Below are 25,635 nucleotides of genomic sequence, written 5' to 3'. Positions count from 1 at the left end.
GAGGATCACAGCACGCCGTACTCCTCGAGCAGCTCGCCCACCTCGCCGTCCTCCAGCCGACGACGCAGCCGCTTGCGCAGCGGTTCCGGCCCGGGGATCCGGACCTTCTCGCCGTCCCGCAGCCGGGTGAGGCCCTCCAGCAGCACCCGCACGTCATAGGTGCTGCCCCACGTCTCGGGAACGCCGCGCTCCACCCCCATGAGCTGGTACACGGCCTCCATGCCGGTGCGCACCGAGTACTCGGTGGTGAAGATGCAGTCGCGGCCGGTCTCGGCGAACTGGCCGATGAACGCGAAGTTGCGGGCACCCTCGGGCACCACCTGGGGGCGGTCGCCCGCGTGGCGGGGCATGAAGAAGCTGGTCACGTACGGCATCATCACGGGCACCGTCTTGGCGCCGGTGGCAGCGAGCTCCGGGATCTCCTCCACGGGAACGCCCATGTGGTAGAGCCACTCCTGGGTGATCTCCTCGCCCGTGCACTCGGCCATGGTCTTCTTCACGAAGTCGCCGGGGGTGTCCACGAACAGCGAGTAGACCCACACCACGATCTGGTCCTTCGGCTGCTTCTTGAAGTGCGGCTGGCGGTTCACGGTCCAGCTGAGCAGCCACGAGGAGTCCTCCGCCGTGACGATCCCGCCCGTGACCACGCGGCCGCTGAACGGGTCCCGCTGCGCGATCTTGCGGATGTATTCGGGAATCCGCTCGTCCAGGGTGGTGACGGTGGCGGACTCCCACTTGGTCTCGTCGATCGAGGAGCAGAACACCTCGGGGCGCCCGAAGGAGGGGTCCTTGGCGGCGATCCGCTTCCACAGGTCCCAGGCCGAGGCGGGGCCGCGGTCGAGCTCCGCGGGGGTGGCGTGGTCGCCGTCGTTGGAGTTGTCCACGAGGGAGCCGATGGTGGTGAACACGAGGTCGTGCTCACCGAGCTCCTGGGTCTCGGTGGCGCCCTCGCGCACCCAGTGGATCGCGGTGGCGCGGATCTCGCCGTTGCGGTGGGAGAAGTCGATGTCGCGGACGTCGGTGTCGTACTGGAAGGTGACGCCGCGCTCGGTGAGGTAGGAAATCAGGGGCAGCACGAAGGACTCGTACTGGTTGTACTTGGAGAACTTCAGCGCGGAGAAGTCCGGCAGCCCGCCGATGTGGTGCACGAAGCGGTGAAGGTAGAGCTTGAACTCCAGCGCGGAGTGCCACTCCTCGAACGCGAACATGGTGCGCCAGTACATCCAGAACGGGGAGGCCAGGAACTCCTTGCTCATCACGTCCTGGATCTTCTTGCCCTCCATCTCCTCGCGCGTGGCCAGGAAGATGTGCAGGAGGTCCTTCTGGGCGCGCTGCGGGAGGTCGAACTTGCCCTCGTGGCCCGCGTCCTGGCCCTGCTTCACGGTGGCGCGGCGCAGGGAGTAGTTGGGGTCGTCCCGGTTGAGCCACGCGAACTCGTCCAGCACGGACGCGCCCTCGATCTCCAGGGACGGCACGGAGCGCATCATGTCCCACAGGCACTCCATGTGGTTCTCGAGCTCACGCCCGCCGCGGATCACGAACCCCTTCTCGGGCACGTCCAGCCCATCCAGGGCACCGCCGGGCAGCCGGCCCTTCTCCACCACGGTCACGTTCTCGCCGGGCACGCCGGCGTCCCGGACCAGGAACACCGCCGCCGCGAGTCCGGCGAGACCGGATCCCACGATCCACGCACGGGTGTCCTGTGCGTGCTCCGCCGGGCGGGGCCGCATGAAGGCCTCGTAGTTGCCTGCTGTGAACTGCATGTCGTTCCTCCTTCCGCGGGGGCGTCACCTTGGCGCTCCCTGCGTTCATAATTGAGCCTACTCAATTTTGAGTGCAATACAATTATCTGGTGGAGAAAATTCAGAACCCGACGCCCCGCGGCAGAACACGCCCCCTGGAGCACGTGGCTTCCCGCGTGAGCCCGCGCGGCCCCGGGCGCCGCGAGATCGCCAAGGCGAAGAAGCGCGCCCGCATCCTGGCCGCCGCCCGCTCGCTCATGAGCGAGAAGGGCTACGCGCAGATGTCCATGAGCGAGGTCGCCTCCCGCGCGGACGTGGCCGCGGGCACCGTGTTCCAGTACGCCGCCACCAAGGCGGAGCTGCTGATGATGGTCACCGAGAACATCTGGGCGGACCACGTCAACGACATCCTGGACGCCACCCCCTACCCCGGCCACCGCTCCCCCGCTGCGGTGGTGGACGCCATCATGGACTCACTCGCCCCGGTCTTCGACATGGCCGTGCGCTGGCCGGAGACCACCGTGTGGATCGCACGCGAGATTCTCTTCGGCGAGGACCTCCCTCACCGCCGCGAGGTGCTGGTGCTGGTGGAGAAGCTCGAGAACCACATCGCGCGGATGCTCGCGGGCTGCCGTTCCGCCGCCCACGCCGGCACTACACCTCTGGACGTGGGCGCACGGATGATCGTGACCAGCGGGCTCGCGGAGCTCAACCGCGCCCGCCAGGGCCGCGCCGAGCTGCGCCTGGTGCTCGAGCGAATGCGGGAGATCGTCGCCCTCGTGGCCGCGGGCGTGGACAGTGCACTTCCTCCCGCGCACGACGCCGCTGTCCCCGCGTCCCCGGCGACCGCCCGGTAGCCCGCCGAGGCACCACGCCGCTGCGCCCCCGCCTCTTGACAACCCCGGGCGGCCCATCCGGGAATCACGGAGCGGCTCCAGCGCGCCATGGGCAGGGCCGCCCGGCGTCAGCGGGGACGAACCCGTGACCTGCGCGGCGCGTGACGGAGCGCGCGGACCCGGCCGTGCGGCGTCGTCGTCCGGGCATGGGAAAGCCCCGGCTCGCGAACGGGCCGGGGCTCTCAGCAGGCGGGGATCAGCTGCGGGGCAGGGTGATCAGCGCAGTGTGGTCGTCCAGCGGCGGGCGGTGGCGGCCGCTGCCCCGGACGAACAGCGCGTAGCCCACGCCCAGGAGCACGAGCCACACGACGCCCACGATCAGCGCCACGCGGGTGTCCGGGAACCAGCCGAGCAGCACGATCACGAACAGGATGCCGACGGTCGCGGCCCACGAGGCCACGGGCCAGAACGGGACCTTGAACTCGGACTCGGGGCGGTTCTTGCGCTCGATCTCCCGCCTCATGGCGATGTGCGAGAGCAGGATCATGAGCCACACCCACACGGTGGCGAACGTGGCGATCGAGGCGATGATGAGGAACACGTCCTCGGGGATCACAGCGTTGAGGACCGCGCCGATGCCCAGGGCGATGCCCATGACCACCACGGTGAGCCACGGGACGCCGTTGCGGGAGACCTTGGTGAAGGCCCGGGGCGCCTGGCCCTGCTCCGCGAGGCCGAAGAGCATGCGGCCCGCGCCGAAGGTGTCGGCGTTGATCGCGGAGACGGCGGCGACGATGACCACCACGTTGAGGATGGATGCCGCAGCGGGAATACCCAGGGCGGAGAAGATCTGCACGAACGGGCTGGCCTCGCCGGTGATCTCGGTCCACGGCACCAGGGACATCAGCACCACCATGGTGCCCACGTAGAACAGCAGGATGCGGGCGGGCACGGCGTTGACGGCCTTGGGGATGGAGCGGGCCGGATCACCGGCTTCACCGGCGGTGATGCCGATGGTCTCGATGCCGCCGAACGCGAAGACCACCACGGACAGCGCGGCCAGCAGACCGCCCAGGCCGTTGGGCATGAAGCCTCCGTGGTCCACCAGGTTCTGCAGCCCCACGGGCTCGCCCGGGGCGTAGGAGACGCCGATCACCATGAGCACGATGCCGCCGCCGATCATCGCCAGGATGGCCCCCACCTTGATGATGGTCAGCCAGAACTCCATCTCGCCGAAGATCTTCACGTTGCGGGTGTTGATCGCGGCAATGAACAGGATGACGGCGGTGACCCAGATCCAGCGGGGGGTGTCCGGGAACCAGAAGCCCATGTACACGCCGAACGCGGTGACGTCCGCAATGGCCACCACGATCATCTCGAACACGAACGTCCAGCCCGTGACGAAGCCCGCGAACGGGCCCAGGTAGCGCGCGGCATACTGGCCGAATGAACCAGGGACGGGGTGGCGCACGGCCATCTCGCCCAGGGCCCGCATGACCATGTAGACCACCGCTCCGGCGATCAGGTACGCGAGGATCACCGACGGGCCGGCCACCTGGATGGCGGTGGCCGAGCCGTAGAACAGCCCGGTTCCGATCGCCGAGCCCAGCGCGATGAACTGGATGTGGCGCATGCTCAGCCCGCGGGACAGGGTGGGGTGGCCCGCCCCGCCCTGCTGCGGTGCGGGCGGCGGGGATGCGGGACTACTCATGGCGCTCTCCTGTGGTGTTCCCGGCGGGGCCGGTCGGTGGGGTCGGTGCGGCGGGCGCCGCCTCGGTGGACGACGTCGTCCCCGCGCCTCCCGCGTGCGGGGACGTGCCCGCGGTGGCCAGGTGCGGCGTCGTGGTGATCAGGGCGTCGTGGGCCAGGGTGGTGATGAGGCGCGCGGCGGCGCGGGCGGTGCGGCCGTCCACGTCCATCCGCGGCAGCAGCTCCACCACGTCCACGAGCACCAGTTTGCCGCTGCGGGCCACGCGGTGGCACACGGCCTGGATGGTCTCCAGGGGAACACCGTATCCGGCCGGGGCGCTCACGCCGGGCGCCACCGCGGCGGGCAGGACGTCCAGGTCGATGCTCAGGTGGATGGCGTCCACGCGCTCGACGAGGCGGTCCACGACGTCCAGGACGGTGTCGAGGTGGCGGGGCTGGCACTGCTCGTCCGTGAGGTACTCGACGCCCAGCTCCTCCGCGGTGCGGAACAGGACGCCGGTGTTGTTGGGCTCGCTGATGCCCAGCACGGTGTAGTCGAACGTGCGGCCCGCCGCCTGGTCCGCGCGGGCCATCTGCAGGAACGGGGTGCCGGAGGAGGGCTCGTCCGCCTGGCGGAGGTCGAAGTGGGCGTCCAGGTTCAGTACGCCTACGCGCTGCCCCTGCAGCCGGTCGCAGCGGGTGCGCCCCAGGTAGCTGCCCCACGCGGTGTCGTGCCCGCCGCCCAGGACGACCACGGGGTTGCCGGTGTCCAGGAGGCGCGCGACCTTATGGCCCAGGATGTCCTGACCGTCCTCCAGGTCCCGGTCCGGGACCACCACGGTGCCGGCGTCGTGGATGCCGAAGTCGGAATGCATTGCCAGCGGGGCGAGGGCACCGCGCAGGGCGTCCGGGCCCTCGGAGGCGCCCACGCGGCCCTTGTTGCGGCGCACGCCCTCGTCGCAGGAGAAGCCGATGAGCTCGACGGCGGGGGCCTGCGGGACAGCACCCTGGTCGACACCGTCCTGGTCATCACCCCGGGGGGCATTCTGCGTGGTCTGCTGCTCGGCGTCCTGGGCGATGCCCTGCCGCGCTTTCTGGTGCCAGCGCAGGTGCTCGGGGGTGTCCCCGTCCGTCCTGCCGCTCCACACCTCGGGGTCCGGAGGGGTGATCCGGGTGGTCGTCATGCAGCGTCCTTCCCCGCGGTGCCGCCTCCCCGGGCCGCCTCGCGGTGCTCGCGTGTGATCTGAATTACCTTCTGCTCCACACAAGCCCATCACCGGGGATCGCGGGGAGGCCCGACACCAGATATCGTCTGGTATTCCAGACACGCAGATCGTACGGCACGGCGCCCGGACGACGACGGCGCTCGCCGGGTTTACGGGGTGGGGCGCCGCATCTCGGAAACGGCTGGGGCGCGCACGGGTGACCGTGCGGCGTCGTGCGCCAGAGCAAACACCGACCGAAGGAAGCGCGATGACCGGAGCCAAGGTGCCTGCCGCGCAGAGTACGCTGCGGATCCTGCGGTTCCTGGCGTCGCGGAAGGGGCCGGTGGCGGCGTCGTCGATTGCGACGGCGCTGGAGCTGCCGCGGTCCAGCGTGTACCACCTGCTGGCGGTGATGACGGAGCAGGGGTTTGTGGTGCACCTGCCCGAGGAGCGGCTGTACGGGCTGGGGATTGCGGCGTTCGAGCTGTCGTCGGCGTACACGCGGCAGGACCCGATGGCGCGGCTGGGCGAGCCGCTGCTGCGGGCGCTCGTGGATGCGGTGGGCGAGAACGCGCACCTGGCGGTGATGCACGGGCGGGACGTGGTGTACGTGGTGGAGGAGCGGGCGCCGTACAAGCCCTCGCTCGTGACGAACGTGGGGGTGCGCATCCCGGCGCACCTCACGGCGAGCGGACGGTCGATGCTCGCCGGCCTGCCCGCGGCACAGGTGAGGGCGCTGTACCCGGACCGGGACTCGTTCGCGTCGCGCTGGGAGAGCACGGCGATCACGACGCCGGGTCAGTTGCGCGCAGAGCTCTCGCGGACCCGGGAGCGCGGCTGGGCCGTGGAGGAGGGGGACGTGACGCCGAACTTCGCGTCCGTGGCGGTCGCGGCGCACGACCACCGGGGACTGCCGGTCGCGGGGGTGGCGCTGACGTTCCTGGGGCACAAGATCGACGACGAGCGGCGGACGGAGCTGGTGGGACACGTGCGGCGGACGGCGGAGGCGCTGACGCGGCGGTTGCATGGGGCGGTGCCGGGGGTTTAGAGAAACCGGCCCCGGGGGCCCTGCACAGGGTTCCTACCCATTGTCGGGGCCCCCTCCGCCACGACCTGCGTTGATCCGTGTCAACACCGTCATGCCCTCTTATATCTATGCCACCGTCGATCTGGTGGCATGCATGCTGCCGTCTGGGGCAGTCCAAGTAACAACGCAGTCCGCGTCTTCACCTGCTTGCCAGCCTCTCCACAAAGGGAGACGACGTTCTTTATCTGGGGGGATGGTTCCGACTTCTGTAACTGCACCCTCCGTCCGGAGGTCGAATTCTGGGTGGGGCTCGCCATCTGGATGTACATACTGGTAAGTGACATGAGTTACTGGAACGCCGGTCTTATTGGCGAGAACTAGAAAACTTCTGCGCTTGTTCTTTAGCCTTCCCTTGGAGTCCGCTTCGGAATAGTGCTCGTCCTCCATAGATGGCCACACACCGATTGCTGGATTTTCCTCGAAAGAATGGGGGTACTTAGCGGCATCGTTAAGTCGACCGTCTGGCGCAGGCGTAGCGACTGCGATTTCTTGAAGCAAAGTGTTGATGACTTGAGTTAATTCGTCGCGGGAGCGGTATTCCCGGTAGAACGAGCGGTTTTGGATGCTTCTCAAATATTCTTCAAGGCGACCCTTTTCCGCCGTGGCTTCTTTGCCCTCAAGGGAACGGTCTGGGACGCGGTTTACTAAAATTGCCACCCTCTTTCCGGCCTTATGAAGGCGTTCAATTTCCTCAACGGTGCCGGAGGGGTGACTTTTAGTCGGCGTGCCCAAGCGATCTGTGAAAATTACAATCGCCACGTCGGAGTTATCAACAATAACCGAATTAAGCGCTTGCTGGGGATGTTCTCCATACGAGGGTGTAGCACCGTGTTGCCAATCAGTGGGTGAGAAGTGGACCTGAAGCCGTTGACCAAGTGTTGCGTTCCAGGTGCGCATAGCATTTAAAACAATACTCGAATGTTCAGGTGGCTGATCCGACGGTGAAGAAAGGAGTACCTGAACAACATTAGCTATATAGGGCACAATTTACTCCGCGAGATGGGCAACGGGGGGTGGGGTGGAAATTTACAGCAGGCTAGAGTATGGAGCATACGCGCTCGGCGTTGTGGGGCATGGCGCTATTGATGCGAACCCCCACTATCACGCCACGAGCCGCATGTACCGTTGCCGAGCGGCCTCACCGGTCGTTCCGACGAATGTGCCGATCGCGGCCCATGACATGCCTGCGCGACGAGCCGTGCGCACGGCGTCGATGACGTGACGTTCTGCGGCGGACTGTTCAGCGACGGCCGCGCGCAGAGCCGTGATCGCATCCACGTCCAGCTCGTCCTCGGGCCGCGGTTCGTACTGCTCGAAGCGCGCAGCCAGCTCATCGGCGTGAGCAAGGATCTCCTCCACGGTTCGGGGCATGGTCATCACCTCAGATATTTCCGACGGGCAGGCATGGCGTGGACGATGACGTCAGCGGTGTGTCCCTGCACGTATCCGACTTCCAGAACGATGGCGGCCCGGTTCGCACCAATCAGCATGGTGAACCCCTCACCGAGGTCCCACGCACGGATCGGGTTGCGGTAGGCGTGAAGAATGTCGGCCTCCACGAGGCGGTGCTTCAACGCTGATGGCGCGATGACTGGCTCATCCACTCTTACAAGTTACTTTGCGTTGCACTGACGCTACAAGGGTTTTGTCCCGCGCCTGTGTCTGGCATCCCAGACACAACCCCCTCCAGAACCCGTGACCCCCGTCACCGTCCGTGGTCCCATGGATTCATTCCCCGTCTGCGGCCTCACGCGCCCCGGACCGACCCGCACCAGGAGGACCACTCATGGCACTGCCCAACGCCCGCCCCGTCCGCGCACCCCGCGGCACCGAGATCAGCGCCAAGAGCTGGCAGACCGAAGCGCCCATGCGCATGCTCATGAACAACCTGGACCCGGAGGTCGCCGAGCGTCCGGACGACCTGGTGGTCTACGGCGGCACCGGCCGCGCGGCTCGCAGCTGGGAGGCGTTCGACGCCATCGTCAAGACCCTCAAGGAGCTCGAGGAGGACGAGACGCTGCTGGTGCAGTCCGGCAAGCCCGTGGGCGTGCTGCGCACCAACAAGTGGGCCCCGCGCGTGCTGATCGCCAACTCCAACCTGGTGGGCGACTGGGCCACCTGGCCCGAGTTCCGCAAGCTCGAGGACGAGGGCCTCATGATGTACGGCCAGATGACCGCCGGGTCCTGGATCTACATCGCCACGCAGGGAATTCTGCAGGGCACCTACGAGACGTTCTACGCCGTCGCCCGCAAGATGCACGAGGAGGGCCGCATCCCCGAGCCCACCCTGGCCGGCACCCTGACCATCACCGGCGGCTGCGGCGGCATGGGCGGCGCACAGCCGCTGGCCGTCACCCTCAACGGCGGCGCGTGCCTCGTCGTCGACGTGGACGAGACCCGCCTGAAGCGCCGCCAGTCCAAGCGCTACCTGGACGAGGTGGAGACGGACCTGGACACCGCGCTCGCCAAGGTCATGGCCGCCAAGAACGAGCACCGCGCGCTGTCCGTGGGCTACGTGGGCAACGCCGCGGACGTGTTCCCGGAGCTGCTGCGCCGCCACCGCGCGGGCGAGATCTCCGTGGACGTGGTCACGGACCAGACCTCCGCGCACGACCCCCTGTCCTACCTGCCCACCGAGTTCACCGTGGAGCAGTGGGACGCCGAGGCCAAGGCTGATCCCATCGGGTTCACCAAGAAGGCCCAGGAGGCCATGGCCGCGCAGGTCCAGGCGATGGTCGAGTTCCAGGACGAGGGCGCCGAGGTCTTCGACTACGGCAACTCCATCCGCGACGAGGCCCGCCACGCCGGCTACACCCGCGCGTTCGAGTTCCCGGGCTTCGTCCCGGCGTACATCCGCCCGCTGTTCTGCGAGGGCCTCGGCCCCTTCCGCTGGGTGGCGCTCTCCGGCGACCCCAAGGACATCGAGGTCACGGACAACGCCATCAAGGAGCTCTTCCCGGACAACACGCACCTGCACGAGTGGATCGACGCCGCGCAGGAGCACGTGGAGTTCGAGGGCCTGCCCGCGCGCATCTGCTGGCTGGGTTACGGCGAGCGCCACAAGGCCGGGCTGCTCTTCAACAAGCTCGTGGCCGAGGGCAAGGTCTCCGCACCCATCGTGATCGGCCGTGACCACCTGGACTCCGGTTCGGTGGCCTCGCCCTACCGCGAGACCGAGTCCATGAAGGACGGTTCGGACGCGATCGCGGACTGGCCGCTGCTCAACGCGCTCACCGCAGCGTCCTCCGGTGCCACCTGGGTCTCCATCCACCACGGCGGCGGCGTGGGCATCGGCCGCTCCATCCACGCGGGCCAGGTCTCGGTCGCGGACGGCACCGATCTCGCCGCCGAGAAGCTCGAGCGCCTGCTCACCAACGACCCCGGCATGGGCGTGATCCGCCACGCGGACGCCGGCTACGAGCGCGCCGTCCAGGTGGCGGACGAGCGCGGCGTCAACATCCCCATGCACAACGACCTCGCAGCCACCCGCCAGGCGGACCAGTGACCGGGGGTCCCACCCCCACCGCCGGGGACGACGACGCCGCCCGCGGCCACCGCGCCGAGGCTCACCCGGGTGCCGCCTCCTCGCGGACGGCACCGGGGGTGACCAGCGACGCAGCCCAGCCCGGCGCGCGGTCGCACCGGGCGGCGTCGTCCGTCGGCGGGTCCGAGCTCATCACTGGCATCGGCGAGCTGCACACCGTGGACCCCGCGCGGGGCGAGGACTCCGTGCTCCGGGACGCGGCCGTCGTCGTCGAGGACGGGCTGATCGCGTGGGTGGGCCGCGCCTCCGAGGCGCCCGCGGCGGACCGTGCCGTGGATGTCGAGGGGCGCGCGGTGCTGCCCGGCTGGGTGGACTCGCACACGCACCTGGTCTTCGCCGGGGACCGTGGTGAGGAGTTCGCCGCGCGTATGGCCGGTGAGGCATACGCGGCGGGTGGCATTGGTGTGACCACGAACGCGACCCGGGAAGCCAGCGACGAGACCCTGCGCGGGCTCGTGGCCGGGCGCGTGCGGGATGCCGTGGCCGGTGGCACCACCTACCTGGAGACCAAGACGGGCTACGGCCTGGACGTGGAGCAGGAGCTGCGCGCGGCGAGGATTGCTGCGGACGCCGCGGACGAGGTCACGTTCCTGGGCGCCCACCTGGTGCCCGAGGGCGTGGATGCGGACGAGTACGTGGAGACGGTGTGCGGACCCATGCTCCAGGCCGTGACCCCGTACGTGCAGTGGGCGGACGTGTTCTGCGAGCGCGGTGCGTTCAACCCCGAGCAGTCGCGCCGCGTGCTGGAGGCCTGCCGGGATGCGGGGCTCGGGCTGCGGGTGCACGGCAACCAGATCGGCCCCGGTAAGGGAGTGTCCCTGGCCGTGGAGCTGGGGGCGGCGTCCGTGGACCACTGCAACTTCCTCTCGGAGGAGGACGTGGCGGCGCTGGCCGGCTCGGACACCGTGGCCACTGTGCTGCCGGCGTGCGACCTCTCCACCCGTGCCCCCCTGGCCCCGGCCCGTGAGCTGCTGGACGCGGGAGCCACCGTGGCGATCGCCTCCAACTGCAACCCCGGCACCAGCTACACCACCTCCATGAACTTCTGTGTGGCCACCGCGGTGCTGCAGATGAAGCTCACGGTGGACGAGGCGATCCGCGCGGCCACGCTCGGCGGCGCGAAGGCGCTGCGTCGCGACGTCTCCACCCCAGGCCGGCCCGCCGTGGGCCACCTCGCGGTGGGAACGCGCGCGGACCTGCACGTGCTGGACGCCCCTCAGGCCGTCCACCTGGCCTACCGCCCCGGCATGCCCCTCACGTGGGGCGTGTGGCGGGCGGGCCGCCGGGAGATCTGAGCGCACCGAGTGACCCGGGGTCATCCACCCCCGGGTCACTCGCAGGCCACCCCTCTACTTTCTCCACGAGTTGCCCAGACGACTCGGACCACTGACCGGAAGGACCCTTCCCCATGACCCTCTTCGACACCGACCTCCCCACCACCGTGCAGCTGGGCTCCTCCGGCGTGACGGTGGGTGACGTGATCGCCGTCGCCCGCCACGACGCCCGCGTGGAGCTGACCGACGAGGCCCGCGAGCACGTGGCCAAGGTGCGCCGCCACATCGACGAGCTGGCGGCGTCGGACGTGCCCGCGTACGGGATCTCCACCGGCTTCGGCGCGCTGGCCAACAAGCACATCCCCCTGGAGAAGCGCACGCGGCTGCAGAAGTCCCTGGTGCGCTCCCACGCCGCGGGCACCGGGCCCACCGTGGAGCGGGAGGTGGTGCGGGCCCTGATGTTCCTGCGCGCCAAGACCCTGGCGTCCGGGCACACGGGCATCCGCGTGGAGACCCTGGAGACCATGCTCGCCGTGCTCAACGCGGGCATCACGCCGGTGGTGCACGAGTTCGGCTCGCTGGGCTGCTCGGGCGACCTGGCGCCGCTCGCCCACTGCGCGCTCGTGCTCATGGGCGAGGGTCGCGCCGTCGGACCGGACGGCACTGAGCGCCCCGTGCCCGAGCTGCTCGCCGAGGCCGGGATCGAGCCCGTGACCCTCGCCGAGAAGGAGGGCCTGGCGCTGATCAACGGCACGGACGGCATGCTGGGCCAGCTCATCATGGCGCTGGCGGACCTGCAGAACCTGCTCACCGCCGCGGACATCACCGCCGCGTTCTCCGTGGAGGGTCTGCTGGGCACGGACCGCGTGTTCGTCCCCGAGCTGCATGAGCCGCTGCGCCCCCACCCGGGCCAGAAGTATGCCGCTGCGAACATGCTCAAGGTCCTGGAGGGCTCCGGCATCGTGGCCTCCCACCGTGTGGGCGACGACCGCGTGCAGGACGCCTATTCCCTGCGCTGCGCCCCCCAGGTGGCCGGCGGCAGCCGGGACACCGCCCGCTACGCGCTGACCGTCGCGCAGCAGGAGCTCGCCGCGGCCGTGGACAACCCCGTGGTCCTGGACGACGGCACCGTGAGCTCCAACGGCAACTTCCACGGTGCGCCCGTGGCCTACGTGCTGGACTTCATGGCCATCCCGATCGCGGATCTGGCCTCTATGTCCGAGCGCCGTACCGACCGCATGCTGGACCCGGCCCGTTCCAACGGCCTGCCCCCGTTCCTCGCGGAGGACCCGGGCACGGACTCCGGGCTGATGATCGCGCAGTACACCCAGGCCGGGCTGGTCTCGGACATGAAGCGCCTGGCGGCGCCTGCCTCCGTGGACTCGATCCCCAGCTCCGCCATGCAGGAGGACCACGTGTCCATGGGCTGGCACGCCGCCCGCAAGCTGCGCCAGGCCGTGCTGAACCTGCGCCGCGTGCTCGCCATCGAGCTGCTCACCTCCACCCGCGCGATCGCCCTGCGCGCGCCCCTGGAGCCGGGCGCGGCGGCGTCGGCGGTCATTGCGGACCTGGACGGCCGCGTGGGCGCGCCCGGCGAGGACCGCTTCATGGCGCCGGAGATCGAGGCCGCCGAGAAGTACGTGGCGTCGGGGCGCCTGGTGCGCACGGTCGAGTCCGCGGTGGGCCCGCTGAACTGACCGGCACGCGCGGAGGCGGGGCACGACGTCGCCCGCGTGCCTCCCCCGCGCACGGCCGGTTCCCGTGGGGCCGGGGCACCGCGTCTGAGGAGAGGTTCTGCCCCCGGAAAGTGCGTTCGCGGCGGCAGACTCTCTCCCTGCACGCCGGGCCGGACGCGGGGCCACGCTCGGACCTGTCCCCACCGCAAGCCGAGTTGTATCGTGGCTCACACGCGTGAAGGGAGCGTCCATGCCCGTCTACGAGTTCCGGTGCGAGGCCTGCGGGCCGTTCGACGCCCACCACGCCATGGCCCAGGTGCCACGCTCCCAGGACTGCCCCGCGTGCGGCGCGGACGCACGGCGGGTGTTCTCCGCGGTGGGCCTGTCCCGCGCGAACTCCCCCCGGGCACGTGCGATGGACGACGCCGCCCGCACGGCTGACGCGCCCGACGTCGTCCGATCGCTGCCCCGCCAGCCCGGCGCTCCCGGAGCGGCGCCCGCCGTGACCCGGGACCCCCGGCACGCGAAGCTGCCGCGGCCCTAGCTTCCCCGCACTGCCGCGCGGGAACCGCCCGCGGGGCTCTCCAGAAAGGTCACGGACCATGCCAGAAGTGATTTTCCCGCTGGACTCCACCAAGCCCTTCACCGAGCAGAAGCTGACCGGTCACAACCGCTGGCACCCGGACATCCCGCCCGTGGCCACGCTCAAGCGCGGGGAGAGCTACCGCATCGACTGCCGCGAGTGGTTCGACGGCGCCATCAAGAACGACGACTCAGCGGACGACATCCGGGACGCCCCGCTGAACCGGGTGCACGCGCTGTCCGGGCCGTTCCGGATCGAGGGCGCGGAGCCCGGCGACCTGCTCATCGTGGACATCCTTGACGTGGGGCCGATCCCGCAGGAGGAGGGCCCGCTGGCCGGTCAGGGCTGGGGCTACACGGGGATCTTCGCGCAGAAGAACGGCGGCAGCTTCCTGGTGGACCAGTTCCCGGACGCGTACAAGGCCGTGTGGGACTTCCGCGGTGGCGAGTGCATCTCTCGGCACATCCCCGGCGTGACGTTCACGGGCATGGTCCACCCCGGTCTCATGGGCACCGCGCCGTCCGCGGAGCTGCTGGCGACGTGGAACAAGCGCGAGGGCGATCTGATCGCCACCGAGCCGAACCGAGTGCCCCCGCTGGCTCTCCCGCCGGAGCCGGACTCCGCGATCCTCGGGTCGCTGACCGGCGCGGACTTCGACCGCGTGGCCGGCGAGGGCGCCCGCACCGCGCCCCCGCGCGAGAACGGCGGCAACCAGGACATCAAGAACTTCACCAAGGGCTCGCGCGTGTTCTACCCGGTGTACGTGTCCGGGGCGAACCTCTCCATGGGTGACCTGCACTTCTCCCAGGGGGACGGTGAGATCACGTTCTGCGGTGGCATCGAGATGGGCGGTTTCATCGACATCCACGTGGACGTGATCAAGGGCGGCATGGACACCTACGGCGTGAGCGAGAACGCCATCTTCATGCCCGGACGCAACGGCCCCGTGTACTCGGAGTGGCTCGCGTTCTCGGGCACGTCCGTCACGCTCGACGGCGAGCAGCGCTACCTGGACTCGCACCTGTCCTACCAGCGCGCGATCCTCCACGCGATCGACTACCTCGCCAAGTTCGGCTGGTCCAAGGAGCAGGCATACCTGCTGCTGGGTGCCGCCCCGATCGAGGGCCGCTTCTCCGGGGTGGTGGACATCCCCAACTCGTGCGCCACGGTGTACCTGCCCACGGAGATCTTCGACGTGGACATCCGACCCTCCGCGGGCGGCCCCACGCAGGTGGACCCGGGCATGGGCGCCCCGCGGGCGATGAACCCGGGCTGATCCCGCCTGCGCGCCGCCCTGGGTGCACAGACACCCGGGCGGCGCTCAGGGGGTGTGGCTCGAGCTTCCGCTCTCCCCCTCGAACGGCCACCCGTGCGCCGCGAGCATCGCCCGGATGCGTGCGATCTCCTCGGGTGTGGGCTCGTCCTCCGTGGCGCGCTGGATGGCGTCGCGGGCGTCGGCCTCGGAGGGTGCCACTCCCTGGTCCCGGGCGTCCTGGGCCAGTTGGTCCGCGATCGCGGCCATGTCTGCGTCGTCCAACTGGGGACGCAGCACGGCGAGCACCGGGAGGTAGTCCTGGGTGGGGACCCCGTTGGGGTAGTCGGCGCGCAGCCAGTTCATCACCCGCGCCACGTAGCCGGGCTGGCGGGGTGCTTCGTCCTGGCTCGCACCCACCAGGGGCCAGCCGGCGCGCGCGAGCTCCGCGGCGACATCGTGCTGCTGGGATTCAGAGGACGAGGCGGGGCCCAGGAGGTCTCCCGCGGACACGTCCAGCGCCTCGAGCAGGCGCTCGGTGCGGAGCGGGCCCACCGTGCGGGCCAGCAGCTCCGCGAGCGCGGCGTGCTGCTCGGGCGGGACGCCCTGCGGGTAGGCGGCCTGAATGTGCTCGAGAGCCGCGTCGAAAGTCATCATCCGAACACCGTGATCCCCAGGTAGTGCTCCAAGCTCTCACGGGTGATCCAGAGAACCCCGATCAGCACCGCGGCGAGCACGATCGCACAGCAGAGTACCGCCCCGGCGAGCGCCAGGGGGTTCCTGCGAGCCGTGCCGTCGGGGCCGGGGTCCGGGGTGGCGCGGCTCCACAGGGTGATGCCGACGGTGAACAGCGCGGGCAGTCCGGCGCCGAAGCACAGCCCGGCCACGAGCACGGCCAGGGCGGATCTCGCCATCTCGGCAATCATGGGCGGGTGACCTCCTGAGCTCCGGAGCGGAGGGAGTCGCCGGGCGCCACGGTGGTGGTGCCCTCGTCCCAGTCGTCGTTGACGTTGTGGCGGTCCACCTTCTGGTGGCGGGAGCGCATGAAGATCAGGGCGGACGTGACCACCATGAACAGGAAGATGGTCACCGCGCCGGCCAGTCCCCCGATCGCGTGGGCGACCACGAAGCACACCGCGCCCACCACGGCCGCGGCGGGCAGCGTGAGCAGCCAGCCCACGACCATGCGCCCGGCCACGCCCCAGCGCACGGTGGCGCCGGGCTTGCCCACCCCGGACCCGAGGATGGACCCGGTGGCCACGTGCGTGGTGGACAGGGCCATGCCGAAGTGGCTGGAGGTCAGGATGATGGCCGCCGACGACGCCTCGGCCGCCATTCCCTGCGGCGGCTCGATCTCCACGAGGCCCTTGCCGAGGGTCCGGATCACGCGCCAGCCGCCCAGGTACGTGCCCAGCGCGATGGCCACGGCGCAGGAGACGATGATCCACGGGGGCAGGCCGTTGTCCTCGATGCCCTGCACGCTCAGGCTGCCGTGCGCGATCAGGGCCAGGGCGATCACGCCCATGGTCTTCTGCGCGTCACCGGTGCCGTGGGCCAGGGACACCAGCGACGCCGTTCCCACCTGTCCCCAGCGGAACCCCTGGTCCCGGTGGCGGCGGTCCGCGCCGCGGGCGATGAGGTACACGAGCGCGGTTCCCACGGCGGCCACGCAGCCGGCAATGAAAGGGGCCAGCGCGGCGGGAACCAGGATCTTCTCCACCACACCGGCCCAGTTCACCCCGGCCACCCCGAGCGAGACGAGGCCCGCTCCGATCAGCCCGCCGAACAGCGCGTGGGAGGAGCTGGAGGGCAGGCCGAACAGCCAGGTGGCCAGGTTCCAGAGGATTCCGCCGATGAGGCCGGAGAAGATGAGGGTCAGCGCGATGGTGGGGTCCAGCCCCGGCACCAGCCCCCCGTCCGGGGTCTGGATGCGCAGCACGTCCTTGGTGACCGTGGTGGCCACCTCCACGGAGAGGAACGCGCCCACCAGGTTCAGCACCGCGGACAGCGTCACGGCCGTGCGGGGTTTCAGTGCTCCGGTGGCGATGGACGTGGCCATCGCGTTGCCGGTGTCGTGGAATCCGTTGGTGAAGTCGAAGGCCAGTGCGGTCACGACCACCAGGCCCAGGATCACCAGTTCAACTGTCATCCCCCCAGGATGATCCCCGCCGGGGCTCCGTGCCAAAAACGCGGCCGCACCCGGTCCCGTGGTGTCCAACACCTCGCGGGATACGCACGTACCCGCTACCACCGGTTGCGGGTACGTGCGCGGTCCTCGCGGCGGGGTGGCCGCCCCTCGGGCGGGGTTTGTGGTGCCGGTGGGGCGCCCCTCGAGCGCGGGGCTCGCCCCTGTCCAGAACAGGGTGTCAGCCCTTGCGGAGGGTGATCTGCCAGCTGGCGTCGCCCTTCTCCAGGAACTCCGTGACCTCGTGGCCGTCCGTGGCCGCCCACTGCGGGATGGCCTCGGTGGCCTGCGTGCAGTCGAAGTCGATCACCAGGTGGTCGCCGGTCTGCAGGGTCTGCATCACGTCCTTGGCCTCGATCAGCGGGAACGGGCACACCGCCCCGAGCGAGTCCAGGGCCCAGTAGCCGTCCCCCAGGTCCTTCAGCTTCGACGACGCCGCTGCGCCCGGGTTCCTGACCATCAGCGCCGTGGGTGCCGCGGCACCTCCCGAGAACACGTCCGCGCCCGAGGTGGGGGCGGCGTCGTGCACGGGGGTGTCCGAGGCGAAGGCGCGAGCCGTGGGGGCGGCGTCGATGGAGTTGTCGTCCGGTGCGGTGGCGTCCACGGTGTGGTCCAGGCTCTCGGCCGTGGAGTAGGTGCCGTCCGCGCCCGTGGCGGGCTGGGCGGCGGTGGGCTTGAGCCAGATCTTGGTGGCCGCACCCACGCCGAGGGCGATGAAGAGCAGCGCGATCCAGCCCTGGAACGTGAACAGGCTGGTCTGGACCATGCCGTTGCCCACGGTGCAGCCGCCGGCCAGCGCCGCACCCACGCCCATGAGCAGACCGCCCGCAATGGAGCGCACCGTGGTGGTCGCGTCCGGGACGCGCACGCGGAACTCGCCCGTGGCCTTGGCCGCGATGAACGAGCCCACCAGGATGCCGAGCACGAGCATGACACCCCAGTCGAGCTTCTCGTCCGCGCCGGTGACCAGGAAGTTCAGCAGGTTGGCGGTGGGGGTGGTGATGCCCAGGCCGTCGTTGCGGCCGGTTGCGGCAGACAGGGGCCATGCGATGACGCCGATCAGGCCGACGAGCGCGCCGGCGGTGTAGACGTGCAGGGGCCTCTTCCAGGCGGGGCGCCCGCTCAGCCGCGCGGGCTTCACCGTGTTCTTCTCGCGGGTGAGGAAGTGACGCACCATCACACCCGTCACCGCGGCCAGCGCGATCACGAACAGCCACGGGGAGACACCCAGGGCGTCCGGGATGGTCGTGAGGCCGGTGTCCCACTCCTTCATGCCGGAGTTGAAGTCCTTGAGCACACCCGTCTTCATGGCGGAGGCGGACAGTGCGTACATGGCCAGCGCGATCCACGAACCCACCAGACCCTCACCCGAGCGGTACCACGTGCCGGAGGCGCAGCCGCCGGCCAGGATGATGCCCACGCCGAACATGAACCCACCCACGACCACCGCGAGCGGCATGAACGAGGGGTAGTCCGGGGAGATCACGCCGAGCGAGGTGAGCGCGGCCAACCCTACGGCGTGCACGCTGATCACCACGAGCAGAGCGGTGAACGTGCGCCACGAGCGCTGCAGGAAGATGTCCCGAAGCATGCCCGTCACGCAGAAGCGGCCGCGCTGCATCACGATGCCGAGCAGCGCGCCGAGGACGAGTCCGGTGAGGATCATGAGGGTGCCTGATTCCCGTGCGCCCGCGGGCACACGTTTCAGAAGTGGTTGACGAGGGAAGGACCACTACTGAACTACGCCCCGGCGCCGAGGTCCAGGGAGGTGTCACACGGCGCAACAGTGGGCCTGGCCGGGCCCCGGGCCCATGATTTAGACTGGAGTATGCCGACCTCCCCCCGCCGCTCCCCCGCCCTCGCATCCGACGCCCACGACGGCGCCGGGTCGACTGTCTCGCGGCGGACCCTGGCGAAGGGGGCAGCGTGGGCCGCGCCAGTAATTCTGGCCACCAGTACCGCACCGGTTGTCGCAGCGTCCCCCTGTGGGTCCTACAAAAAAGGACAACCCCTCCCGGCGTCGGCGTTTTCCGTCACGTACCTGAATGTTATTAGCGAAGGCCTTGGTGATGCGATTTCAGGCAAACAAGTGGGACTTATTTTCGGATTCCGGGTTAGCGGTGAAGCGAAGCGCTGCGGGGTAATTTCGGGCACCATTTCCTCTGCCAATAATTCTGGTCTTTCCCGTGGTCAAATCAATGACCCCACGGGCACAATCTACAACATGACAAATGATACTTCCATATCCGCCGGTGGATCGGTAGGGGTTGCAAACGGCTCATGCCAAAGCGGATTCAATGGCACGGAGGCCTGCGGCGATGCGCGCTTCTCCCGATATGACCTGACCGACTCGCAAAATACGAAAAGGTATCAAGTAAGCCGTATTTCCCTCTACCGTTCAGTGACTGTCTCTGGGTATGGAACGTCGACTATTTATCTCAATGCCACGATTCCTACCAGCGGGTCGTTCCCCCATGTGGGAACCAATTTCAGCGTCACCTCAAGGCCCGCTTTTTAGCTGGTTTGCTGTATCTGCGTCTGCATGAATGGATCTTTGAATCACGTAGCAAGACGGTGGAGGACCTGGTACGCAACCCGCCCCACCGACATCGGCACCTGCCCGAACACCGCTCTGGGGATCGGGTGGCGGCACAGCTCCGCCGTGCGTGACTCGTCCCAGTCCACGTAGACGTACCAGCCGCCCTCTCGGTCTCCGCCACCTGGGCGATCCACCTCCGGGGATCGTCCAGCCCGGCCAGTCCCGTTCTCCGGCGCTTCGACACCGCCCACCTCGAACGCCGTCCGCCGCACCCTCCCCACCGCGCACAGCTCCTGCCGCTTGGACAGGTACGCCCAGATCACGTCCCCCGCCTTCATGGTGCGGAAGCCCGTGCGCAGGCACCAGCGGTCGATGGGCTGCGAGCGCCCGATCGCCTCCCACACCTCGGTCGCGTCCTCCCGGGTGCGCCAGTCCGCGGGCATGTGCTCCGCGTGGGCTGCGGGGTTGATCGGCAGGAACCAGTGGACGTCCTCGCTCATCCGTGACCCACCCAGGAGTCTGCGGATCCGTGCGCCAGTAACGCGTCGTACCCCTCGCGGAACGTGGGGTACCGCCATTCCTCGCGGGGCACCAGGGCATGCACCAGCTCCCCGTCCACGACCTTCCCGAGCGGCCCCTCCCCCGCTCCGGAGTCGTCCGGCGGCACGGGCACACCCAGCCGCTGCGCGAGGTGGGCGGCCACGTCACCCAGCGGGGCGGCGTCGTGGTCCACGGCGAGCAGCAGCCGCGGGAGCCAAGCCGGTGCCGACGACGACGCCGCCCCGCCCGCCCCCGCGGCCGTCCCGTTCTGCGAGGCCCCCGTTCGGGGACCCGCCGCGTCACCGTCTCCGCCGGCCATCCCCGTCCGCCCAGATTTCTCCCCCGCGCCCTGCGCGAGGCCTCGTTCCAGCAGCGTGGCCAGAACCGTCACCAGGTCGTCCCGGTGAATCCTGTTGGTCACCCGCCGGTGGGCCAGGGGCGCCCCGCGGCGCACCCGCTCGATCATGGACGTGCGCCCCGGTCCGTAGATGCCCGCGGGCCGCACGATCACGAGGTCCGGGAACAGCTTGGCCGCGAGTTCCTCCGCCGCGAGCAGCACGTGCGCGGTGGGTCGTTGCGGATCGGGCGGGGTGGACTCGGTGACGCGTTCGCCGTCGCCACCGCCCAGCACGCCCGTCGAGGACACCAGGACCACGAGCGGCTCCTGCTCCCCAAGCGCCCGCCGCAACCCCCGCAGGCCGCCCAGGTAGGTGTGCTCGTAACCCGCGACGTCGTGGCCGTCCGACGTGAGGGTGACCACCACGGCGTCGACCGCGGGAACCACCGTGTCCCCGGGGTCGGTGAGGTCCAGCGAGAGTCCGGCGAGCGGGGCGGGCAGCCGGTCCGCGTGACGGCGCACGCCGGTGGCCTCCCACCCCCGCTCCACCAGTCGCAGGCCCAGCGCGGTTCCCACGTCCCCGCACCCGGCCAGCAGAACGGTTCGCGTCGCGTTCTCAGTCATGCCTCCACCCTGCCACGCAGCTCCGCACGAACCACACCGTGGAGCGTCGAACAAACTTTCGTCACCCCACTTACCATCGCCGCCGAAGCGGTCTACGCTGGGAACTCCCAAGCCCCGCATCACCTCATCGGCCCTCAGGGCCGGAACGGAGATTGCACCATGATCATGAAGACTCTGCACGACGCCGGAATCCGCTCCGAGTACGCCTATGCCGCGGGCATGGGCTCCATTGGCCTCGCCTTCGTGTCCTGGGGACTCTCGCGCTTCAAGAGCGACGACTCCAAGGCGCAGTCGGACCGCTGGGGCATCTTCGTGGGCCACTGGGCCCCCACCTTCATGAGCGTGGGTCTGGCGCTTTCCCAGTACGAACAGACCCTCGAGACCAAGAAGAAGTAGCCACCGGCCCCGCAGCCACTCGGCGCAGAGGAACCGCCCCGTACCTTCCTGGTGCGGGGCGGTTCGTCTGTCAGCGGCTGCCGGGTTCAGTGGCCGTAGCCCTGGGACTGCTCCTCCGTGCCGGCCTGCTCCTCGAAGAACTCCTGCTGCTCCTTGCTGTCCGCCTGCTCGGCAGCCTTCTGGCGCTGCTCGTCGGCGTCCACCTGACTGACCGACTCGGTGTTCTCGTCCTGCGGGTCCTTGCCCATGGCGCGCTCCTTCACGGTTGCGTGGTGCGCCACCCCGAACCCTGCGGCCCGGACGACGGCGCCGTGCCCCCGAGCATCCTCAGCTCACCGGGGCGTGTCAACGGGGTTCAACGATGGCGCCCATTCGTCACCCGGCAGCCGCGAGCGCGCGCTGCACCCACGCCGTCAGGGGGCCGGGAGACCACTGTCCCACGCCCTGGATCTCCTCCACCGGACGGGCGCCGCGCAGAGCGTTGGTCACGAACACCTCAGACACCTCCGCGACATCCGCGAGGGTGATGTCCCGTTCGCATACCTCGTACCCGGCGGACCGAAGTGTCGAGAGCACCCGGGCGCGCATCACCCCGGGCAGGATCCGGCCATCCGCGGGCGGTGTGGTGACCGCGCCGCCGCGCACCACGAACACGTTCGCCCGCCCGGTCTCCAGCACCGTGCCGTCAGCATCCACCAGCAGCGGATCGCACACCGGGGACCACGGACCGGGCACGGTGTCCAGGGCGCGGCGGTCCGCCCACTTGTGGCATCCCCACCCGCCGGAGACCACCACTGGACGCAGTGCCCACGGCTCCACGGGAGGGGCCGATCCGGGCGGGTTCAGCGGAGCGTGCGTCAGCTCGAACCGCAGCGGCCCCGCGTCCGGAACCGCCGTGACCCGCAACCGGTGCGGGCCGTCCAACCCGGCGGCACGCTGGACGATCTGCTCCGCGAGTGCCCCCGGCAGCTCACGGGAGAAGCACGCACGCACGCTGCCCCCGAGCCGCGCCAGGTGCTCCGCCAGCTGCTCGGGGCGGCCCTCGCGGACGAGCATCGTGGTGAACACCCCCAGGGAGGGAGCGGGTCTGGTGTGCACCACGGGCAAGGTACTCAGGAATGCCGCCGCGCACGGCGAGGCCGCTCCACCGCCGCCCACACACGCCGGGGTCGCCACCTCCGAGGACTCCGCGTGCTCCCCCCACTCCCGGGACAGCCCTGCCCCGAACCGGGCACCCACCGCATCCAGCAGCGGAGCGGCCTTCACGAGCGTCTCGAACGCCTCACCCTCCGGATCCGAGTCTGCGACGATCCCCCCGCCCACACCCAGCCGCACCGCACCGCCGGAGAACTCGAAGGTCCGGATGGCCACGTTCATCACCAGCCCCGCCACCGGGCTCACGCACCCGATGCCTCCGGTGTAGACGCCCCGCGCGGTGGTCTCCAGCTCGTTGATGATCTCCGTGGCCCGAATCTTGGGCGCCCCCGTGCACGAGCCGGGTGGAAACGTGGAACGCAGCAGGGCGGCGTCGTCGAGCCCGGGGCGCAGCGTGCCGTGGACGTCCGCGACCAGGTGGTGCACGCCCGTGTGCGGCTCCACGCGCGGCACGGCGGGGCTCAGGACGGAGCCGGGGACGCACGCGCGGGAGAGGTCGTTGCGCATGAGGTCCACGATCATCACGTTCTCCGCACGGTTCTTGGCGGAGGCGTGCAGCTCGCGGGGGTCCGAGTCCGCGGGGGCGGTGCCCTTGATCGGGGAGGTCAGCACGGCGTCCCCCGTGCGGCGCACGTAGAGCTCCGGGGACAGGCTCGCCACCGCGCCGCCCGGCACGCGCAGGAACGCGGCGAAACGCGGGCGCAGCCGCTCGTACCCGGCGCAGAACAGGTCCAGCGGGTCGCCGTGGAAGCCCGCCGTGAGCTCACGGCAGATGTTCGCCTGGAAGATGTCTCCGTCCCGGATGTGCGCCAGTGCGCGTCGCACGGCCTCGGCGTGGGCCGTGCCGGTCACGGCGGCCTCGAACGGCTCGCAGCGGTACGGGCGCGGCGCGCACGCCTCGGACGACGACGCCGCGGGGCCGGGCACCGCAGGTCCGTCCGGTTCCGGAGGGGTGCCGTTGTCGCCGCTGGTGGCAGCCTTCTGCGACGGAGCGGCATCCAGGGGCGGCGTCGAGAGGTCGTGGACCGCGGCCGCCGTCGGGGGGCCGGTGCCCGCGAGCGCCCGCTGCACCGCAGCGATCGTCTCAGCCACCCGGGCAGGGTTCGCGCCGGGAAGGGACTCGCAGAACCAGCGGTCCGCGGCGGCGCGGTGCACCAGGACGTGGTCGTAGTGCGCGAGGTGGTGCTCCGGCAGGCCGCCCGAGCGCGGCGGTGCAGGCGGGAGGGACTCGAGGCGGCGCGAGAGCTGGTAGCCAAGGTGGCCGAGCCAGCCGCCGCCGAACCGGACGGGGTCTTCAGGGGTGCGCGCGGCGTCGTCGACCCCGGAACCCAGCGCGGCGAACGGGTCCGCGTCCGCGCCCAGCACGCGCGCAGGCCGGATGCCGATGACCGCATCCCCGTGCAGCCAGTCGCCGAACAGAGCCGCGAGCCCGGGCTCATCACGCAGTGCGCGCAGCATCTGCACGGGACTCACGCGGTGCGGCAGGGCGGTGCGGGGCACGGGTTCCTCTCGGGGCAGGGCTGGCCGAGCCCATGATACGAACGAACCGCCCCGCACGGGTGCGCGGGGCGGTTCGTTGGACGGGGCAGGGGCGGGTGGCAGCGGCGTCGCCGTCCGGAGACCCGAACGCGGGGCCCGCACGGCCGCCCGCACCGAGCGCGTTCAGTCCTGGGGCGCGGCCTCCAGGGCAGAGGCGTGGTGCGCGGCCTGCGAGCCCGATTTCTCGGACTCCACCACGTAGACCGGATCGTCGTCCGTGGCCTTGAACGTCTGGCCCTTGAACTCGAACTCGTCCGTGTGCTCGGACCGGACCGTGCCCTGGGTGGGCCCCTGCGGGGTGTTCCACTGGACCTTGTCACCCTTGCTGAACGCCATGGTGTGCCCTTCCGTCAGCGCGCGTGCGCGGTGCTCAGATCTTCACGACCATCTTGCCCGTGTTCGCGCCCTTCATCATGTCGATGAAGGCGTCCACGGCGTGGTCCAGGCCCTCCACCACGGTCTCGTCGTAGGCGATCTTTCCGGAGGTGAACCACTCGGTCATCCGGGAGGTGTACTCCTCGGCGACGTCCCAGTGGTCGCCCATGGTGAAGCCCTCGAGCTTCAGGGAGTTCTTGATGATGTTGCCCATGTTGTCCGGACCGCAGGGGCGCTCGGTGGAGTTGTACTGGCTGATCGCGCCGCACACCGCCACCCGGCCGTGGCGGTTGAGCACGTCCAGGGCCGCCTCGAGGTGGTCGCCGCCCACGTTGTCGTAGTAGACGTCCACGCCGTCCTCGCCCACGGCCTGCGCGAGCTGCTCACGGATGGGGGCGTCCTTGTAGTTGAGCACCGCGTCGAAGCCGTACTTCTCGGTCAGCAGCTTGGCCTTCTCGTCCGAACCGGCGGAGCCGATCACGTACGAGGCACCCAGCTGCTTGGCGATCTGACCGGCCGCGGAGCCCACGGCGCCGGCTGCGCCCGAGACGAACACGCGGTCGCCCTCCTTCAGCCCGGCAATGCGGGTGAGCCCGGTGTAGGCGGTCATGCCCGTCATCCCCAGGATGCCCAGGTACACGGACAGCGGGGTGTCCGGGATCTCCTGGATGGCGGTGAACTCGTCCGCGGAGCCCTGCGCGAGGTCCCGCCAACCGTACTGGTGCAGCACGGGGGTGCCCTCGGGCAGCTTCTCGGAGCGGGACTCGACCACGCGGCCCACGGCCCCGCCGGTCATGGTCTCGTTCAGTGCGAACGGCGGCACGTAGCTCTTCTCGTCCCGCATGCGGCCCCGCATGTAGGGGTCCACGGAGATGAACTCGTTGCGCACACGCACCTGACCGTCCTGCAGCTCGGGCAGCTCCACGGTCTCGGTGCGGAAGTTCTCGGGCTCGGGCCACCCCTCCGGGCGGGACACGAGCTGGATCTGGGTGCTGGTGGAATCGTTGGAAGCCATGTCTGCATCGTGGCACGCCCAGGCCCTTTCCGCAGCAAGGAT

24 protein-coding genes and 1 pseudogene are annotated in these 25,635 nt (G+C 69.9%); 8 read left to right on the top strand and 17 right to left on the bottom strand.

Going from position 1 to position 25,635, the window contains the following annotated elements; all coding sequences use genetic code 11:
- Positions 1–5: 5 nt before the first annotated feature.
- Positions 6–1,763 (bottom strand): oleate hydratase, encoded by a 1,758-nt coding sequence (locus AABM36_RS02570; RefSeq protein WP_012399357.1) that lies wholly within the window; start codon positions 1,761–1,763, stop codon positions 6–8.
- Between the two features lie 89 nt (positions 1,764–1,852).
- Between AABM36_RS02570 and AABM36_RS02565 the strand changes: the two genes are divergently transcribed.
- On the top strand, positions 1,853–2,599 hold the full coding sequence (locus tag AABM36_RS02565) for a TetR/AcrR family transcriptional regulator (RefSeq protein ID WP_237708740.1): 747 nt from the start codon (positions 1,853–1,855) through the stop codon (positions 2,597–2,599).
- Positions 2,600–2,834: 235 nt separating this feature from the next.
- Here the strand turns inward: AABM36_RS02565 and AABM36_RS02560 are convergent, their stop codons facing one another.
- Both AABM36_RS02560 and hutG read right to left on the bottom strand, forming a co-directional pair.
- On the bottom strand, positions 2,835–4,289 hold the full coding sequence (locus AABM36_RS02560; RefSeq protein ID WP_019310336.1) for an amino acid permease: 1,455 nt from the start codon (positions 4,287–4,289) through the stop codon (positions 2,835–2,837).
- Entirely contained in the window at positions 4,282–5,451 is a 1,170-nt protein-coding gene (gene hutG, locus AABM36_RS02555) for a formimidoylglutamase (protein ID WP_423447217.1), read from the bottom strand. Before hutG ends, AABM36_RS02560 begins: the two co-directional genes overlap by 8 nt.
- A 289-nt stretch (positions 5,452–5,740) precedes the next feature.
- Between hutG and AABM36_RS02550 the strand changes: the two genes are divergently transcribed.
- Entirely contained in the window at positions 5,741–6,520 is a 780-nt protein-coding gene (locus tag AABM36_RS02550; RefSeq protein ID WP_423447215.1) for an IclR family transcriptional regulator, read from the top strand.
- A gap of 105 nt (positions 6,521–6,625) precedes the next feature.
- On the opposite strand, the gene AABM36_RS02545 is transcribed toward AABM36_RS02550, so the two are convergent.
- From AABM36_RS02545 to AABM36_RS02535, 3 genes are all read right to left on the bottom strand, one after another.
- The gene (locus tag AABM36_RS02545) at positions 6,626–7,456 is read right to left on the bottom strand and encodes a hypothetical protein (protein ID WP_423447213.1); all 831 of its coding nucleotides are present in this window, start codon (positions 7,454–7,456) and stop codon (positions 6,626–6,628) included.
- Positions 7,457–7,660: 204 nt separating this feature from the next.
- Complete coding sequence (locus AABM36_RS02540; protein WP_423447211.1) at positions 7,661–7,930, bottom strand: hypothetical protein; 270 nt, start codon at positions 7,928–7,930, stop codon at positions 7,661–7,663.
- A 5-nt stretch (positions 7,931–7,935) separates the two neighbouring features.
- A complete protein-coding gene (locus tag AABM36_RS02535) occupies positions 7,936–8,163 on the bottom strand; it encodes a hypothetical protein (RefSeq protein ID WP_423447210.1) in 228 nt (75 codons plus the stop codon).
- A gap of 182 nt (positions 8,164–8,345) precedes the next feature.
- Here AABM36_RS02535 and AABM36_RS02530 point away from each other — a divergent pair, with 182 nt between their 5' ends.
- The 5 genes from AABM36_RS02530 to fmdA all read left to right on the top strand — a co-directional run bounded on the left by AABM36_RS02530 (position 8,346) and on the right by fmdA (position 14,912).
- Entirely contained in the window at positions 8,346–10,064 is a 1,719-nt protein-coding gene (locus AABM36_RS02530) for a urocanate hydratase (protein WP_423447208.1), read from the top strand.
- 170 nt (positions 10,065–10,234) lie between these two features.
- Positions 10,235–11,398 (top strand): imidazolonepropionase, encoded by a 1,164-nt coding sequence (hutI, locus tag AABM36_RS02525; protein WP_423447893.1) that lies wholly within the window; start codon positions 10,235–10,237, stop codon positions 11,396–11,398.
- A gap of 113 nt (positions 11,399–11,511) precedes the next feature.
- A complete protein-coding gene (gene hutH / locus AABM36_RS02520) occupies positions 11,512–13,074 on the top strand; it encodes a histidine ammonia-lyase (protein ID WP_423447207.1) in 1,563 nt (520 codons plus the stop codon).
- Positions 13,075–13,303: 229 nt separating this feature from the next.
- Positions 13,304–13,597 (top strand): FmdB family zinc ribbon protein, encoded by a 294-nt coding sequence (locus AABM36_RS02515; protein WP_423447205.1) that lies wholly within the window; start codon positions 13,304–13,306, stop codon positions 13,595–13,597.
- A 58-nt stretch (positions 13,598–13,655) separates the two neighbouring features.
- Positions 13,656–14,912: a formamidase gene (fmdA, locus tag AABM36_RS02510; protein ID WP_423447203.1), complete on the top strand. Its 1,257-nt coding sequence runs from the start codon at positions 13,656–13,658 to the stop codon at positions 14,910–14,912.
- Between the two features lie 45 nt (positions 14,913–14,957).
- On the opposite strand, the gene AABM36_RS02505 is transcribed toward fmdA, so the two are convergent.
- The 7 genes and pseudogenes from AABM36_RS02505 to AABM36_RS02475 form a co-directional block, all read right to left on the bottom strand.
- Positions 14,958–15,545 carry a DUF3349 domain-containing protein gene (locus AABM36_RS02505; protein ID WP_423447202.1) on the bottom strand — a complete coding sequence of 196 codons (588 nt, stop codon included), beginning with the start codon at positions 15,543–15,545 and terminating at the stop codon, positions 14,958–14,960.
- A complete protein-coding gene (locus AABM36_RS02500; RefSeq protein WP_423447200.1) occupies positions 15,542–15,802 on the bottom strand; it encodes a hypothetical protein in 261 nt (86 codons plus the stop codon). Before AABM36_RS02500 ends, AABM36_RS02505 begins: the two co-directional genes overlap by 4 nt.
- 8 nt (positions 15,803–15,810) lie before the next feature.
- Positions 15,811–17,037, bottom strand: a complete 1,227-nt coding sequence (locus tag AABM36_RS02495) for an inorganic phosphate transporter (RefSeq protein ID WP_423447198.1) — start codon at positions 17,035–17,037, stop codon at positions 15,811–15,813.
- A gap of 217 nt (positions 17,038–17,254) precedes the next feature.
- Positions 17,255–17,467 carry a sulfurtransferase TusA family protein gene (locus tag AABM36_RS02490; protein ID WP_423447891.1) on the bottom strand — a complete coding sequence of 71 codons (213 nt, stop codon included), beginning with the start codon at positions 17,465–17,467 and terminating at the stop codon, positions 17,255–17,257.
- Between the two features lie 318 nt (positions 17,468–17,785).
- Positions 17,786–18,694: pseudogene (locus AABM36_RS02485) on the bottom strand (YeeE/YedE family protein); the annotation flags it as partial.
- A 938-nt stretch (positions 18,695–19,632) separates the two neighbouring features.
- A complete protein-coding gene (locus tag AABM36_RS02480; protein ID WP_423447196.1) occupies positions 19,633–20,112 on the bottom strand; it encodes a hypothetical protein in 480 nt (159 codons plus the stop codon).
- Positions 20,109–21,113, bottom strand: coding sequence for an NAD-dependent dehydratase (locus AABM36_RS02475; protein ID WP_423447194.1), 1,005 nt, complete (start codon positions 21,111–21,113; stop codon positions 20,109–20,111). Before AABM36_RS02475 ends, AABM36_RS02480 begins: the two co-directional genes overlap by 4 nt.
- Before the next feature lie 159 nt (positions 21,114–21,272).
- Here AABM36_RS02475 and AABM36_RS02470 point away from each other — a divergent pair, with 159 nt between their 5' ends.
- Positions 21,273–21,509 (top strand): hypothetical protein, encoded by a 237-nt coding sequence (locus tag AABM36_RS02470; RefSeq protein WP_423447192.1) that lies wholly within the window; start codon positions 21,273–21,275, stop codon positions 21,507–21,509.
- Positions 21,510–21,595: 86 nt separating this feature from the next.
- Here the strand turns inward: AABM36_RS02470 and AABM36_RS02465 are convergent, their stop codons facing one another.
- The 4 genes from AABM36_RS02465 to AABM36_RS02450 all read right to left on the bottom strand — a co-directional run bounded on the left by AABM36_RS02465 (position 21,596) and on the right by AABM36_RS02450 (position 25,593).
- Positions 21,596–21,790: a hypothetical protein gene (locus tag AABM36_RS02465; protein WP_423447190.1), complete on the bottom strand. Its 195-nt coding sequence runs from the start codon at positions 21,788–21,790 to the stop codon at positions 21,596–21,598.
- Positions 21,791–21,884: 94 nt separating this feature from the next.
- Entirely contained in the window at positions 21,885–24,164 is a 2,280-nt protein-coding gene (locus AABM36_RS02460; protein WP_423447188.1) for a bifunctional anthranilate synthase component I family protein/class IV aminotransferase, read from the bottom strand.
- Between the two features lie 162 nt (positions 24,165–24,326).
- Positions 24,327–24,539, bottom strand: coding sequence for a DUF2945 domain-containing protein (locus AABM36_RS02455; protein WP_423447186.1), 213 nt, complete (start codon positions 24,537–24,539; stop codon positions 24,327–24,329).
- 34 nt (positions 24,540–24,573) lie between these two features.
- Complete coding sequence (locus tag AABM36_RS02450; protein WP_423447184.1) at positions 24,574–25,593, bottom strand: NADP-dependent oxidoreductase; 1,020 nt, start codon at positions 25,591–25,593, stop codon at positions 24,574–24,576.
- Positions 25,594–25,635 lie beyond the last annotated feature (42 nt).

Origin of the sequence: Kocuria sp. KSNUG, from assembly GCF_049532735.1 — a bacterium.
Lineage (GTDB): Bacteria > Actinomycetota > Actinomycetes > Actinomycetales > Micrococcaceae > Kocuria > Kocuria rhizophila.
Note: the sequence above shows the minus strand (reverse complement) of the source record. Positions and strands in the feature narration are given on the sequence as shown.